The 14780-nt window shown below is 69.9% G+C and carries 11 protein-coding genes and 1 pseudogene; 10 read left to right on the top strand and 2 right to left on the bottom strand.

Annotated elements, in window-relative coordinates; all coding sequences use genetic code 11:
- A pseudogene (locus tag FCN22_RS18670) lies at positions 1 to 342 on the top strand (cytochrome bc1 complex cytochrome b subunit); the annotation flags it as partial.
- 49 nt (positions 343 to 391) lie between these two features.
- Positions 392 to 664 (top strand): DUF3040 domain-containing protein, encoded by a 273-nt coding sequence (locus FCN22_RS18665; protein ID WP_162308258.1) that lies wholly within the window; start codon positions 392 to 394, stop codon positions 662 to 664.
- Here the strand turns inward: FCN22_RS18665 and FCN22_RS18660 are convergent.
- The gene (locus tag FCN22_RS18660) at positions 639 to 4079 is read right to left on the bottom strand and encodes an eCIS core domain-containing protein (RefSeq protein ID WP_137123074.1); all 3441 of its coding nucleotides are present in this window, start codon (positions 4077 to 4079) and stop codon (positions 639 to 641) included. The genes FCN22_RS18665 and FCN22_RS18660 overlap by 26 nt on opposite strands.
- A gap of 135 nt (positions 4080 to 4214) precedes the next feature.
- Between FCN22_RS18660 and FCN22_RS18655 the strand changes: the two genes are divergently transcribed.
- Positions 4215 to 4910, top strand: a complete 696-nt coding sequence (locus FCN22_RS18655) for a hypothetical protein (RefSeq protein WP_137123073.1) — start codon at positions 4215 to 4217, stop codon at positions 4908 to 4910.
- Positions 4911 to 4925: 15 nt separating this feature from the next.
- On the opposite strand, the gene FCN22_RS18650 is transcribed toward FCN22_RS18655, so the two are convergent.
- A complete protein-coding gene (locus tag FCN22_RS18650; protein WP_238384835.1) occupies positions 4926 to 5681 on the bottom strand; it encodes an AfsR/SARP family transcriptional regulator in 756 nt (251 codons plus the stop codon).
- Between the two features lie 318 nt (positions 5682 to 5999).
- Here FCN22_RS18650 and FCN22_RS18645 point away from each other — a divergent pair, with 318 nt between their 5' ends.
- The 7 genes from FCN22_RS18645 to FCN22_RS21960 all read left to right on the top strand — a co-directional run bounded on the left by FCN22_RS18645 (position 6000) and on the right by FCN22_RS21960 (position 14779).
- The gene (locus tag FCN22_RS18645; protein ID WP_137123071.1) at positions 6000 to 7559 is read left to right on the top strand and encodes a phage tail sheath family protein; all 1560 of its coding nucleotides are present in this window, start codon (positions 6000 to 6002) and stop codon (positions 7557 to 7559) included.
- Positions 7560 to 7572: 13 nt separating this feature from the next.
- Positions 7573 to 8100, top strand: coding sequence for a phage tail protein (locus FCN22_RS18640; protein ID WP_137123070.1), 528 nt, complete (start codon positions 7573 to 7575; stop codon positions 8098 to 8100).
- 3 nt (positions 8101 to 8103) lie between these two features.
- The gene (locus FCN22_RS18635) at positions 8104 to 8778 is read left to right on the top strand and encodes a T4 family baseplate hub assembly chaperone (RefSeq protein WP_137123069.1); all 675 of its coding nucleotides are present in this window, start codon (positions 8104 to 8106) and stop codon (positions 8776 to 8778) included.
- A 751-nt stretch (positions 8779 to 9529) separates the two neighbouring features.
- On the top strand, positions 9530 to 10723 hold the full coding sequence (locus tag FCN22_RS18630; RefSeq protein ID WP_137123068.1) for a Pvc16 family protein: 1194 nt from the start codon (positions 9530 to 9532) through the stop codon (positions 10721 to 10723).
- Positions 10720 to 12747, top strand: coding sequence for an ATP-binding protein (locus FCN22_RS18625; protein WP_137123067.1), 2028 nt, complete (start codon positions 10720 to 10722; stop codon positions 12745 to 12747). The genes FCN22_RS18630 and FCN22_RS18625 overlap by 4 nt, the downstream gene beginning before the upstream one ends.
- Entirely contained in the window at positions 12744 to 13058 is a 315-nt protein-coding gene (locus tag FCN22_RS18620) for a hypothetical protein (RefSeq protein ID WP_137123066.1), read from the top strand. The genes FCN22_RS18625 and FCN22_RS18620 overlap by 4 nt, the downstream gene beginning before the upstream one ends.
- Positions 13055 to 14779, top strand: a complete 1725-nt coding sequence (locus FCN22_RS21960; RefSeq protein WP_202911681.1) for an eCIS core domain-containing protein — start codon at positions 13055 to 13057, stop codon at positions 14777 to 14779. Before FCN22_RS18620 ends, FCN22_RS21960 begins: the two co-directional genes overlap by 4 nt.
- The last annotated feature ends 1 nt before the right edge of the window (position 14780 follow it).

Raw genomic sequence — 14780 nt, 5'->3', positions numbered from 1 at the left:
ACCGGTCGGATCGTGCGCACCGCCGACGGGAAGTTCTTCGAGGCGCACGAGCCGCTGGACGAGTACACCCGCTGGCCCCTGGTGCAGCAGGAGGTGCACCACCCGCTCGCCCTCGAAGCCCCGGTGGACGACAACGGTGTGCGCCGCCCCGGCAGCGCCCAGGAAAAGGTCCGGGCCCGCCTGTCGCACTTCTACTTCAACGACCGGATCGAGACTGTCACCCCAGGCGAACTCACAGCAGCTCAGCACAACGGCGGCCCCGCCCCTTTGAGCCTCAACGAGCTCGCCCGGGCGGCGCTGATCGAAGCTGATGTCGACGGCCGTTCACACCCCACAGACTGAACCGAGGCGGCGCGCGCTGCGAGCACGATGCCGCCACCGAGGAGGCCCGATGCCGCTCTCCGAACACGAGGAACTCCTGCTCTCGCAGATGGAGCACGCGCTTGCCCAGAGCGATCCGATCTTCGCCCTCCGCATGAGCGAATCCATCTCCCGGCGGCGGCGAAGGCGCCGCCTGCGGTTCGGCGCACTCCTCATCGCCGTAGGCCTGATGCTGACCCTGTTCGGCGTGTCGCACAACACCCTCTGGCCAGGCGCGTTGGGGTTCCTGATCATGCTCTTCGGTGCAGACCGGACGGCTACCGGCCGGCAACCGCTTTGGTGATCCACTCCTGAATTGTCTTGTAGAGCTCCGCCTCCCGCGCCGCCATCTTCTCGATGGTCTCGGCGGGGTAGAAGAACGATGCCTGCCGCCAAGCGGTCCAGCTGCGTTCGCCCTTGGACAGGTTGGCAGCCGCATCCATGGCCACCAGGTTGTCCGCGCGCACGGCGAGCAGTTGCCGCTCCAGCGGCCGGAGCTTGTCGAAGCCGTCCATCTGGGTCATCCGCTGCATCGACACGATGTGGTCCGGGTGGAGCCCGGACGGCCTCGTCAGCAGGCCGCCGACCTGGTCGACCCCCTTGGCCGCATCGACGACGGCAGCGCGTTCCTTGGAAACCGCGAACGCCCGGCGCATCAGCACCTTCGGATCGAGCCTGGCCTGCTCCGCCAACCGCATGCTCTGCCAGAACTCGGCGCGGGCCTTCTCGACGGCGCCGCCGCCACGGCCCACGGCCTCGCTGGCGGCGCCCTTGGACGTCTTGCCGGAGAGCCACTCCAGCTCGGTCTCGATCTCCGTCATCCGGTCCGGGTCACCAGCGATCCGTCCCGCCTGCCTGGAGGCGAGCTCGGCCTCGAGCTCGGCCTGGTACTTCTCCAGGCTCAGCAGCTGTTCATGCGCCTCGCCGAGTCTTGCCTCGGCGGCCACCTGCTCTGCAGTAGGACGCCGCCATCCCTTCATCTCGGCGGCCAGGACCTCGAAGGCGCCCTCGCCGCCGGCGCGTTCGGCGGCCAGCCGGTCGACGTACTTCAGGATGGTGGTCTCGTCCATGTGGCGCTGTTCACCCAGCTTGATGATCTGCTTGACCCGCTTGAAGGCCGTCGTGATCCCCTCGCCCGCCCCCTCGACCTTGGCGAGCTCGCCGAACGCCGTGATCAGCTGCGATTCCTTGCGCAGTGCAGTGACGGTGACGGAGCCCTTCCGCACGGTGTAGTAGAGCGCCTCGAAGAACGGCGTCGGGTCGACGGCGCCCGCGATGGCATAAGCCTTGGCGGTCCCCCCCAGAGCCCTTCTGAGACCGAGCTGTGCCGCGGCGTACGCCTTGATCGAGTCCGCGAGTTCCTTCTCCAGGCCGGAGACCGCGTCGATCCTTGCGTTGAGCTGCTCCAACCGGAGCGCCATCGTCTCTGCGTCGGATGCCGTCGCGAACTCGCGTAGCGGCGTCTCCAGCGTCTTCAGGGCCGGTGCCGAGGCCTTCAGGAGCTGCGCCGCGGTCAGTCCGAGGTCGAAGGCGGCGGCCACCACGGCGACCCCCACCCAGAACAGCGAGGGCTCGTCGTTGATGAAGTTGAGGGAGTACTCCGGGGCGGCCTTGTTGTACTCCTCGATGGCCGAGACGGCTTGCCAGGTGCTGATGCCGGCGTTGGCGACCAGCGCCGCCGCAGCGACCCACCCTCCTCCCGGGACGAGCACGGCGAGGACGAGGGCGATGATGCCCAGCACGATGGCGGAGAACAGGTGCGCGTCCCGGATCTCCTGCATGTGGTCCTTGACGATCCGGGCATAGATGGTGCTGTCGTCGATCCCCTGGTACTGCATGGTGGCTCGCACCAGCGGCTCCTGGCTGAAGACCCGTTCCGGGTCGTCGGCCAGTTCCGCACGGACGCGAGCGGTGTCCTCGAGCCTGTCTGCAATGAGGTCCAGAAGGTACTCCTTGGCCCCCGCGGCAGACAGCCGGGTGAGCTTCTCGCGATCGGTCTTCCGACCGAGGACCGCGGGGTCGATGAGGGGCTCGCCGGCCGACGCCTTGACGACCTTGGCGCTGCCAGCCGTGCGAAGTGTCTTGGCCTCGGCGCTAGCCCTCTGCTGCTCCTCGATGTCGTCGGCCCGCGGCATCCCATACCGCGCCGCCGCGATCATGCGCCATTGCGCGTTTGAGGCGCGGGTCTCCGCCTCAGCGGCGGCGTTGTAGTCCGCCGCCGCGCCAGACGCGGCGATCGCGCCCACCAGCTGCGTGGCGGCGTCGGTGTCGCGGAACTTGAGCTTGGCGACGTAGAGCAGGTGGTCATAGCCAGCGAGCACGTCCATCGCCAAGTTGACCGCCTCGGTGCGGAATCGCTTCCGGTAGGTCTCGATCGCGGCCAGGAACGCGGCTTCGGTCTTGAAGTGGCTGCGGGCCAGCGCCTCACGGAACTTCGCGTCGGCGGTCTCCTCCTCGGGCGTCAGGGCAAAGCCCACTGCAGCCGTCATTTCAGCTGCCCGCTTGGCCTTCCACAGGTCGTAGAGCTCCTCGAGACCGAAGATGTCGGCGGCCGCTTCATCCATCATCTCGGCGTCGAAGTCGCGCAGCCGCAGGTGGAACTCGAACTGTGCGATCGACTTCTCCAGCTCCGCGAGATCGGTCGTACTGGCGTTCACCGTTGCCAGGTAGCGGGCCCGCTCGGCCTTGCTGAGCCTGCCGATCCGGTCGGCGAGGTCGAGCGCGACGCCGTAGTCCTCCGGTTGGATCTGCCGGCCGCCCGCGAACAGGATGTGCTTGATGTCGTCAGGCAGCGCGTTGAGGGCCCGCGCCTGCTCCTGCTCGGCCACCAGGTTTGCCCGCACGCCACGCCAGCGAGCGGCCAAGTCGGCATCCTCGGGTCCGGTGCCCAGCCTCGTGTTGGGCGGCAAACCGGTCTCGGTGAAGAACCTGCGGTCGGTCTCCGCGTTGATCGCGTCCCGATCCTTCTTGTCGAGCGCACCGAGGCCGACGTCCACGACGTCATGCACGGTCAACTGAACGTACTTGCGTGCCTTGTCCACCTCGGTGGCGGACCGCGGCTTCCCTACCCAGTGCCAGAGGCCGAGGACGCGTTCCAACTCCCTCGGGTTGGTGATCCGGTAGTACTGCGCCACGAACGTGCGCAACAGCTCGTCGGGTCCCATCGTGTGGTCGATGGTGACCCGGAACGTCTTGCCCTTGGGCCTTCTCGGCTTGCGCGGCTTAGCCTGGGGTACGCCGCTCGGCGCGGCCCCGAGCGCCTGCTGACGCAGGTGCACGAGCTCGTGGGCGACCAACCGGCGGCCCGCGAACGACGTCAGGGCTGGATGACCAGCTGCGAGGTGGATGTCCGTGCCGGCCGCGAAGGCCTCGGCATCCAGGGCCTCCGTCATTCGCGCCGACTCCTGCCCTGAGTGGATGCGAACGCCGCCGAGGTCCATGCGGTCCGGGAGCAGTCCCGCAACATGGTCTGCGAGACGCTCGGCCTCCTGCTCGTTGTCGTCCTCCCGGCCGTGACGCATGGCAGATGGAGCCCCGGAGAATCGCGGATGCAGCGGCACCGCGGTCAGGCTCGGAATCCGGCCGACCCCGGGAGCGCCTGCGAGCCCGCCCCCGCGCCGCACACCGGGCCCGACCGCGAACCGGCGGGGAGTCGGAGCCGGTTCGGCGCGCAGCCGTGCAGGCGCCGGGATCTGGACCAGTTCGCCGCCCTCGGGCATCCAAACATGGTCGGGTACGACGCGTCACCTCGCCGTCACGGAGCCATCGAGGTCGCGGTGATGCCGCCGTGATGGGCGAGTGACGACGGCCCCTTACCGTGGCGAATCGGTACCCGATCCCGCAAGGAGGCCCGCATGACCATCCAAGTGCCGACAGGGGCGGCCGGTGGCGACGACGTGCTGCAACCCGCCCAGGCGATGATGCGAGGGCTGGGGGTACTGCCGACCGCTGCGGATCTGGCTGCCGATGGAGCGAGCGCGGCGTTTCGGGGTACACCGGACTCGGTGTCGATCATCGAGGCGGGGGGCACCGCCCTGTCGAAGGGCTACGCCGTCGTCATCGCCCTGCTCGGCGGCGGGACTGCTGTCGCCACTGCCGTGACCGGCTTCTGGCAGCACGAGGCGAGCACGGTGCGCATCGCGCTGGTCGCTGGCAGCGCCGTCTTCCTGGCCGCGTCGGTGGTCGCCATCGCCGTCATCGTGGCGGCCGACGTCGGCGGCCGGGCAGCCGGATCGGTAGCGCAGTATGACGCTCGCCGCCAGATCGCCGTGTCGTTCCTCGAACTGTCACTCGCTGCCCACCGCCACGTCTCGAGCACGCCCCGGATCACAGCCACCGGGGCGACACGATCAGGCGCTCTCGTGTGGTCGGTGGCCATCGTCGGCACGGGCGCGGAGGTCGTGCGCGCCGGCACCGGCGTGGTCGGCCACCTCTCCGGCGTCCGCGGTAGCAGCGACGGCAGCCCCGAGGTGCAGATCACCCGGTCCAACGACGGCGTGAAGGAGTGGTGCAGCCCGGACGAGCTCGAGCTGCGGGAGAACACGTTCTGAAGCGAAGTGGTCCGGTCAGTTCACGCGACGCATCGCGGCGGTCGCGCCGAGACGGTGGTGGTCGAGGCCGTACTCGTGGAGCAGTTGGCGCAGGTGCGCTGAGGGTTGGGCGCCGAGTTCCTCGTGCAGCCGGTCGGCGTATGCGCGGTACTGGTGGAGCGCCTCGACGAGGTTACCTTCGGCCAGGTGAATCTGCACGACAAGCCGGAATCCGCTCTCGCGCAGCGGGTCGGCCGCGATGGCACCCATGGCAAGCAGCAGCGCCTCGGCGTACCGTTGCCGCCGGATCAAGCTGACGCACGCCTGGTCCAGTGCGTGCAACCGCAACTGGCGGTAACGCTCCCGCTCCAGCTCGACCCAGTCCTCGTACCAGTCGGGCAACAGGTCGAAGCCCAGCAGTTCCAGTGTCTCGCTGGTCGGGTCGTCCCCAACTTGCACGAGTGCGGTGGCTCGGCGAACCGCCACATGGAAGTCCACGTCCACGTCGGCCCGCAGCCGCAGGTGAGTCGAGGTGGCGTCGACCAGAGGGAGTCGGTCCGCGATGGGCACCCGCCACAGCGCCGACCTCAGGTTGGCGTTCGCACGGTCGATGGTTGCGTCGGGCCACAGAGACCCGCTCACGAAGCAACGCCGAACGCTGCGGTCCTGCATGGCCAGGAAGGCCACCAACCGCTCTGACGCCGGGGTCAGGCCGACCGGGCGCCCCCGCACCCGCAGCTCGAAGCCGCGCAGCAGTTGCACCCTGGGCTGTATGCGTGCCGACTCCACCATGCTCACCACACACCCGATCGTGGGTGCCCGGGTCGTCACCACACCCCGAGCAAACGAGTCCTACTGTGGTCACCCGAGCGTCACCGGGGCGTCACGCCTCGTGGCCGGCCCGTTCCTTTGGGCCTGGCGGCCGCGGGACACGACGTCCGCTGCGGGCCTCATCGATGTCTCAATACTAAAGAGCACGCATCCCCCTCCGTGATGCAAATGAGTTTTGCGCTGCGAATCGACGACGGTGCCGCGACGGCGCTGTGACGGTGACGTGACACCCCGGCCGCCACGATGTCCTCCTTGCCTTTGACAGCAAAGGACCCGGACATGCCAGTCACAGCAACCTATCCAGGTGTCTACATCGATGAGCTCAGCAGCGGCGTCCACACCATCACCGGTGTAGCCACGTCCGTCGCCGCGTTCGTCGGCGCCACGTCGCGCGGTCCGACGGACGGGCCTGTGCACATCACCAGCTTCGCCGACTTCCAGCGAACGTTCGGAGAGGTCACCCCCGACAGCCCGGTCAGCCAGGCCGTCTATCAGTTCTACCTCAACGGCGGCTCCGAGGCGGAGGTGGTGCGCCTGAGTAACGGCGCCGCGGCCACCATCTCTCTCGACGGGGTCCCGCTGGTCGCCAAGGGGCCCGGCGCCTGGGGCAACTCGCTGCGAGTGCGAGTCGACTACGACACGGCCACCGGTCCACCCTCCGGCGGAGCCGACGCGACGTCATACAACCTGACCGCGCTGGACACCACGACTGGAACCCGCGAGGCGTTCCTCAACGTCAGCACCATCCCCACCGCCGCCCGGTCGCTGGCGAATGTGCTCGCCGGCTCCACTCTCCTCGCCCTGCCCGCCACGGGGGCGGTCCAGGACAAGGCCCCCGGCAAGCACGCGGACATCCCGCTCACGGACCCGGACCAGAACCCGTTCTCCGACGCCCACGCCGATCGCTACACCCAGGGCTCGGACGGCACTCCGGGCGGCACACCGGGCGCCAACGACTACAACGGCGGATCCTCCGGGCAGGCGGACAAGAAGGGGATCTACCAGCTCCTCAAGACCGACATCTTCAACCTGCTGTGCCTGCCCGGCGCGCCCGCTTCGGTGCTCTCCGTGGCGCTGCAGCTGTGCGTCGATCGGCGTGCGGTGCTGCTGGTGGACCCACCACCCGCGTGGACCACGGTGGCGACCGCCGTCAGCGGCATGGCCTCCCCACCGGTCAGCGGCGACGGCGCGAAGAACGCTGTCGTCTACTTCCCGCGACTGCAGATCCCGGATCCGGTGCAGTCCGGCGTGACCCGCACGGTCGATCCCTGCGGCACGCTCGCCGGCGTGATGGCGCGCACCGACGTGCAGCGCGGGGTATGGAAGGCGCCTGCCGGCACGGCGGCCTCACTCAGCGGCGTGCTCGCGCTCGACGTACCGATGACCGACCTGGAGAACGGCCAACTGAACAAGCTCGGCGTCAACTGCCTGCGCATATTCCCGGTGATCGGGCCGGTGTCCTGGGGAGCGAGAACCTTGCGCGGGGCCGACCGGATCGCTGACGAGTGGAAGTACCTCCCGGTGCGACGGCTCGCGCTGTTCATCGAAGAGAGCCTGTTCCGCGGCACCCAGTGGGTGGTCTTCGAGCCGAACGACGAGCCGCTGTGGGCCTCGATCCGGATGAACGTCGGCGCCTTCATGAACGGCCTTTTCCGGCAGGGCGCCTTCCAGGGCGTCACCGCCCGTGAGGCCTACCTGGTCAAGTGCGACAAGGAGAACAACCCGCAGAACGACATCGACCAGGGAATCGTCAACATCCTGGTCGGGTTCGCGCCGCTCAAGCCCGCGGAGTTCGTCATCATCCACATCCATCAGCTCGCCGGCCAGCTCCAGACCTAGCAGGAGGACTCCCATGGCCACCACCAAGCGGGTCGACCCGCTGAAGAACTTCCGCTTCCGGGTCCGCTACAGCGACAGCGTCGAGCCGATCGTCGGCGTCTCCAAGATCACCGGCCTCAAACGCAGCACCGAGGTGATCAAGCACCGCGGCGGTGGCGACCCCTCGACGAGCTCCAAGCTGCCCGGACGCACGGAGTACGACCCGATCGTGCTGGAGCGGGGGGTCACCACGGACGCCCTCGAGTTCGAGAAGTGGACCAACAAGGTGTGGAGCTTCCGCAACGCCGCCAGCGGCCGCGAGACCTCACTGCGGGACTTTCGCCGGGACATCGTGATCGACGTGTATGACGAGGCCGGTCAGAAGGTGCTCTCCTACCAGGTCTTCAACTGCTGGGTGTCCGAGTACCAGCCGGTGTCGGACTTCGACGCGAACGCGAACGCCGTGTCGATCCAGCACATCAGGCTGGAGAACGAGGGCTGGGTGCGTGACGTCGATCTGCCGCCGCCCGGCGAGGTGTCCTTCGACGACCCGACCGGGTGAGCCATGACTGCTGTGACCGAGGCTTCTCTGCTGGCCGCGTGGGAGGCTGCCCTGCCTCGGCCGCGCCGGGACCGAGCCCTGGTGCTGGCCGGGGTGGTCACTGGCGTGAGCACCGACGGCCTGCAGGACCTGCCGATCGGCGCAGTCGACGCGTACCTGCTCGACCTGCGTGAAGGCTGCTTCGGGGCGATGTTGGACTGCCTGGTCGACTGCCCCGGATGCGGTGAGGAGCTCGAAGCCAACGTGGATGTGGCGGAGCTACGGTTCCCGCCAGCCGAGGAGCACACCCGTGAGGTGAATGTCGGCGGCCGGTCACTGGTCGTGCGCGCTCTGACCAGCCGGGACCTGCTGGCCACCGGTGACCGCGGCTCCCTGGTCCGTCGCTGCCTGGCCGAGGGCGACGTCACCGACGACGTCCTCGATCTGGTGGGCAACATCATCGACGAGCTGGACCCCCAGGCCACTCCTGCCGTCGAGTTGGACTGCCCGAACTGCCGCCGGACCTGGATGGCACCGTTCGACATCGCGGACTTCGTGTGGCAAGAGGTCGACCGGTGTGCCCGCCGCACCCTCCACGAGATTCACGTGCTGGCGGCGGCCTACGGCTGGCGCGAGGACGACGTTCTGGCGCTGACCCCGCTCCGACGGAGCTACTACCTGCAGGCGGCCGGCACGTGAGCAGACTCCTGGACCGTGAGCTCGGCGACCGCAGCGACGCGGTCCGACCGCGGCTGCCGTCTCTCTTCGAGCCGGGACTACTCAGCCTGACCCCGCCCGAGACCGACACGGACGACCTCGAGGCCGATGCCCCCGCGTCGCGGGTCTCGTCACGTCCCATGGCTGCCCCGCCACCCGCCGGCGAGCCCCCGGGCCCGCCGCCCACGACCGGCGGACGGCCGCCTGCGCCCGCACAGGCACCGCAACCCCTGCACCAGGACCGGGCCCCGTCCGACGAGTCCCCCACGGCGGACCGTCCAGCGACTCCCCCACGGCTCCCGCCGGCACGAACCGGAATGCCAGACGACGAGATCCCGGAGCCCGGGTCTGACAGATCGCCCGCCCCGCCCCCCGCCCCGCCCCTGAGGCGCCGTGAACCGGAGCCGCCAGCGGCTGCTCACCCTGCCCTGGCTTTTCGGCCGGCGCCGGCACCGTCCCCTGCAACGCCGACGTCCTCGCGCGAACGCGAGCCTCGAGCCGACCGCGACGCGCACCGCGCGACCGTCCGCCGGCCACGTCCGGCACCCGTGGCAGCCACCCCGCGTCCCGCTCCGGCGGCGCCGGTCGTCAAGATCAGCATCGGCCGCGTCGAGGTCCGAGCCGGGGCGCCTTCCGAGATCCACCCGGAGCCGCGGCGGCGGCCGGCACCGCGGTCCACCCCACGGTTGAGCCTGTCCGACTACCTGCAGACCCGACGGCCGGGAGGCGCGCGATGAGCGACGCGCGCGCCATCGAGGCGGTGACCGAGACCATGCGAAGCATCGTGGATGCCGGCGTGAAGCGGGTCTCTGCCGGCGCCCGCGCGATCGCTGCTCCTCCGCACGAGGTGGCCGCGTCGCAGGAGGAACGGGTCAACGTGTTTCTCTACCGCACCGAGGTGGACGGTTCGCTCCGCAACACGGATCCGCCGGCGACGACACCTGGTGAGGTGGGGCAGCCGGAGCTGCCGCTGGTCCTTCACTACCTGCTCACGCCCTACGCGCCGGACGGCAACGACCTGGTTGCGCACCGGCTGCTCGGTGGAGCGCTGCAGTCGCTGCACTCCCACGAGCGGCTGACCGAGCGCGACCTCGCCGACCTCGCACCGTTCAGCGACGTGTCGAGGCAGTGGGAGCAGGTGCGAGTCAACTGGCAGCCGCTGGACGACAAGGACATGTACTCGCTCTGGTCGGTCTTCCAGGCGCCCTACCGGATCTCGGCAGCCTTCGAAGTCCGGGTCGTCCAGATCGAGAGCCGGGTCCGAGGCCTGGCACCGCTGCCCGTGCTGCGGCGAGGGTCGGACGGCCAGGGCGCTTCGGTTGCCGCCGCGGTCGACCTGGCCGAGCTCACCGAGGTGGCCCCGGTGCTGGGCCAACCGGCTGCCCTGACCGGGGAACCGGTCACGATCCACGGTCACGGGCTGGACGCGGACACGGTTGTGGCGATCCTCGCCCATCCGTTCCTCGCCACGCCCCTCCAGGTCAACCCTGATCAGGCCACGGCCAGCGCGGTCCGTTTCAGCATCCCGGCGACGATGCCGGCCGGACTCGGGTCGGTGGCGCTCCGGCTGCAGTCCACCGGAGCCGGTTCCCTCATCACGAACCGGCTCTCCCTCGCGGTGGCCCCGACCATCACGAGTGCACTACCCATGACCGTCGCCCGCACCGGCACGAGCGCCCACGTCACGCTCACCTGCGAGCCACCCGTCCGGGCCGGCCAGGAGGTGTCGATGTTGCTCGGCAGCACGTCGACCCCCGCAGACCTGTTGACCACCGACACGGGGACGATCTCGTTCACCATCAGCAACGCCTCGGCAGGCACCTATCCCGTGCGGCTGCGCGTCGGCGGCACCGACAGCCGGCTGGTCGTGGACCGCACCGACCCGACACCACGGTTCGACGCGGACACCACGGTGACGCTGACATGACCGCCCCGGCCAGCCACCGCGCCGCGCCCGACGCCGACCAGGACTTCATGGCCCGGGGCGTCGCCTGGATCCGGCGCCTCCTGACCGAGCACGGCGGAACGCAGGAACCGCCAACCGCGGGCGTCTTCGGCCGCTCCTGGCAACCGTCGACGCCCGGGCCACCGGCAACTCCGCCGCGGGAGGATGCCGGCGATCCGCTGGCCTACTCCGGTCCCGCACCCGCGCTGGTAACGCTCGGCGAACGCTTCGGGTTGGACCGGTTCGAACGCGACGTCGTCCTGCTGTGCGCCGCCGTGGAGCTCGACCCGTCGATCCGCGACCAGTGCGCCCGGATCCACGGCAACCCTGCGATGCGCTTCCCGTCGTTCGCGATCGCGATGATGACGTTGCCCGACCCGGCGTGGGCCGCGCTCTCCCCCGACAGCCCGCTGCGCGCCCAGCGACTGGTCGAGGTGGACCGGTCGGCACTCGAGTCACTGGTCATCGCACCGCTGCGAGTCGATGAACGACTTGTCAACCACCTTCGCGGACTCGACCACCTCGACGTCCGGCTGCGTGTCTCCGTGCAGCTCGAGGATCAGGTTGCCCTCGACTCCTTGCCTCCGTCGCAGCGGGCTGCCGCCGATCGGGTGGTGACCGCGTGGGCCGGTCAGCCTGACGACGCCCGATACGCCCAGCGGTCGGATGCGCCGCACCCCACGCTGGTCGCGGACCCACCGGTGGTCGAGCTGGTCGGACCCGATGAGCGGTCCTCGACGATGCTGGCCGCAGCGGTCGCGACCGCGTTCGGGCTGCAGTGCTACCGGATGTCGCCCCGTTCGCTGCCCGCCGACGAGGTCGAGCTCGACGGGCTCGCTCGGCTGTGGCGCCGCGAGGCCGGCCTCTCCCCCGTCGCGATCCTCCTCGAGACTGCCGACGACGACCCGACCGCCGCGGCGTTCGCACGACGGTCCGGGTGCGCGACGCTCCTGCAGCTGCGACAGTCACCTCAGGCATCGGTCCCCGCCAGCCTGCGAGTCGACGTGGCACCACCGACCACCGCGGAGCGACAAGCGGCCTGGCAGGACCACCTGCCTGCCGACAGCGAGATCGATCCCGGCCAGCTCGCCGCGCAGTTTGCCGTGGACACCGCCACCATCGCGCGCATCGCAACCGAGGCCGACGACCCTTGGGAGCGTTGCCGCCTCGAGGCTCGACCACGCCTTGAAGGCGTCGCCGAACGAGTCATCCCCGAGGCATCCTGGCCCGACCTCGTGCTCGACGAGAAGCAGCTGGAGATGCTGCAGTCCATCGCCGACCAGGTGCGCCACCGCTGGGAGGTCTACCACCAGTGGCGGCTGGCCGACCGGGCCAGCCGCGGCCTGGGGATCGCAGCCCTGTTCACCGGCCCCAGCGGCACCGGCAAGACCCTGGCCGCTGAGGTGCTGGCCCACGACCTGGACCTCGACCTGTACAAGGCCGACCTGTCCGGCATCGTCAGTAAATACATCGGCGAGACCGAGAAGAATCTCCGGCGGCTCTTCGACGCCGCCGAGTCCGGCGGCGGAGTGCTGTTCATCGACGAAGCGGACGCCCTCCTGGGCAAGCGCACCGAGGTCCGCGACTCGCACGACCGCTTCGCCAACATCCAGATCGACTACCTGCTCCAGCGGATGGAGACCTACCAGGGCGTGGCGATCCTGGCCACCAACATGCGGTCGGCTCTGGACTTCGCCTTCCTGCGGCGGCTGCGCTTCATCGTGGAGTTCCCTTTTCCCGACGCACACCAGCGGGCGGCGATCTGGCGCACCTGCCTGCCCGACGCCATACCGGGCGTGAAGGCGCTGGATCTCGACGCGCTCGCCGCGCTGCCACTCAACGGCGGGATGATCCGCAACGTCGCCGTCAACGCCGCCTTCCTCGCGGCGGCCGACCGCATCGACCTCAACCACGACCACCTGCTGCAGGCGGTGCGCGACGAGTTCGCCAAGCTCCAGGTGCCGATCAGCGAGCGGCAGCTGGCCGGGGAGCCGGTGACGCCATGAGGCCACGCCGTACTCCCCCGCCCCGCCTCGAGGTACACATCGAGCACCTGGTCATCGAGGGGCTCGATGTGCCCGGTCGGCAGCGCGACGACCTCGAAGCCGGCCTGTCCGCTGAGCTTCGAGACGTCCTCACCCGCCGGTTGTCAGCGGCCGCGGTCGACGCCAGGCCCGCTCACGTGGACGAGCTCAGGCTGGCCGTCGACCGCCTGCCTACACGGGACGGCGAAGCCACCGGTCGCCGACTCGGCCAGGTCCTGGCCGCCGGTATCGGACCGCGGGTTACGCCGCCAACCAAGGAAGCCCACCCATGACGACGCAGACGGGCGCCCTGGAGCCGCTCGAGCAGTCGGTGCGCCACACCATCGCCCGGGGCGGCCAGCCGATCGAGGCCGGTGTGCGCCGCGCGATGGAGGCACGGTTCGGCACCGACTTCAGCGCGGTCCGCGTGCACGCCGACCCCGCCGCCGCTGCGTCAGCGAGGCTGCTGGGCACCTCGGCATACACCGTCGGACAGCACCTGGTCTTCGGCAACGGCCGCTATCGCCCGTCCTCGACCGACGGACGTTCGCTGCTGGCACACGAACTGACCCACAGCGTCCAGCAGCGCGACCGGACCGACTTCTCGCGGGTGCGTACGCCGCTTCGCCGCGGCCATCCCGCCGAGCGGGAGGCCGCCGGCGTCGCCGCCCGGCCCGGCCGGGCACCGGCGATCATCCATGGCACCGGGACCGACGTGGCCCGCGACGAGGGCACCGCCGAGATCGTGGACACCGTCACCGGCTTCCAGTCCACGCCCACGCAGTTCTCCGCCACCATGCACCGCGAGCAGTTCCGAACCCACGCCGTGGCCGAGGCCGCCCGTAAGGGCACCGTCCCCAAACCGCCGGTCATGGACACCGGCGACGTCCGGGTCGTCCTCGACACCGCCGTGCCAGAGATCCGGCTCCCCGTGCGCGTCTCGGCGCGCGCGGCCGTGGCCAGCGACTACGGCACCAACAGCAAGCCGACCACCATCAAGAAGGGCCCCATCTCGCAGGCACGCGTGACCGAGGTGTCGGGCGAGTTCGTGCGAACCCTGAACACCCGGCTCAACGGCTGGTTCTCCCTCGACGTCCCCGCCTGCCAAGGAGTGGCCTGGTCCGGCCGGACCCTCCCGATCCGGGTCGTCGTCAGCCAGGTCTCCAGCGGTCCGGTCGACTACACGGTGGCAGTCAGCCCGCACAAGGGTCGATCCTTCGTGTGGCCAGGAGGAAGGCTGGTGCTGCTCTTCGCCGAGGACCTTGACCAGGGCACGCTCGCCCACGAAGGCACCCACATGGTGCTCGGCCACCCCGACGAGTACGCCGAGTCAGACCCGGCCCTGCGTCAGGTGGCCCCCCTGCAAAAGGGGGAGCAGCGCGTCCACACCGACTTCACCCTGGCCGGCGACCACTTCGCGTGGGGACGGTGGGTGCAGCTGCACGAGCGGCACTTCTCGTTCGTGCCGGTGTTCGTGCAGGACGTGCTGACCCGGCTCGGCCATCCCGACTGCCACCCGTCGCTGAAGCAGCTCGACCGGCCCACCCAGACCATCGTCAGCCCGAGCTTCGGCGTGGGAGGCAGCAGCTACGGCGGCGGCGCCATGTACCTCACCGCCGGGATCGACGTCGGCTGGAACCTCGACCGGCGACGCAGCTGGCGGGCGTTCCTTGGCGCCCACGGAGAACTCCTCCTCGGCAGCGACTACCGAGCCAACACTGCCTTCCTGCTCGGCGCCCGGCTCGGCTTCGAGCACCGGTGGAACCCGGGTGGCTTCGGCCCCGGGTTGCAGCTGTTCGGTGAAGGGGGCGGGACCGGCGAGACCCACTCCTCCTCCTACACCGAGCCCCGGCGTCTCGCCCCTTATGCAGGGGCCGGAGCGCGACTCGATGTCGGGGCGTGGACGCAGGGGACGTTCATCCACGGCGGCATCGAGGCGTTCAGCGGCTGGCGCCTGGACGCCGAGCACCTCCACTTCGCCCAGCTCGGCTTCAACCTGGCCGTGGACTTCTGAC

The organism is Segeticoccus rhizosphaerae, assembly GCF_005222685.1.
Taxonomy (GTDB): domain Bacteria; phylum Actinomycetota; class Actinomycetes; order Actinomycetales; family Dermatophilaceae; genus Segeticoccus; species Segeticoccus rhizosphaerae.
This window is presented reverse-complemented; position numbering and strand designations above follow the sequence as displayed.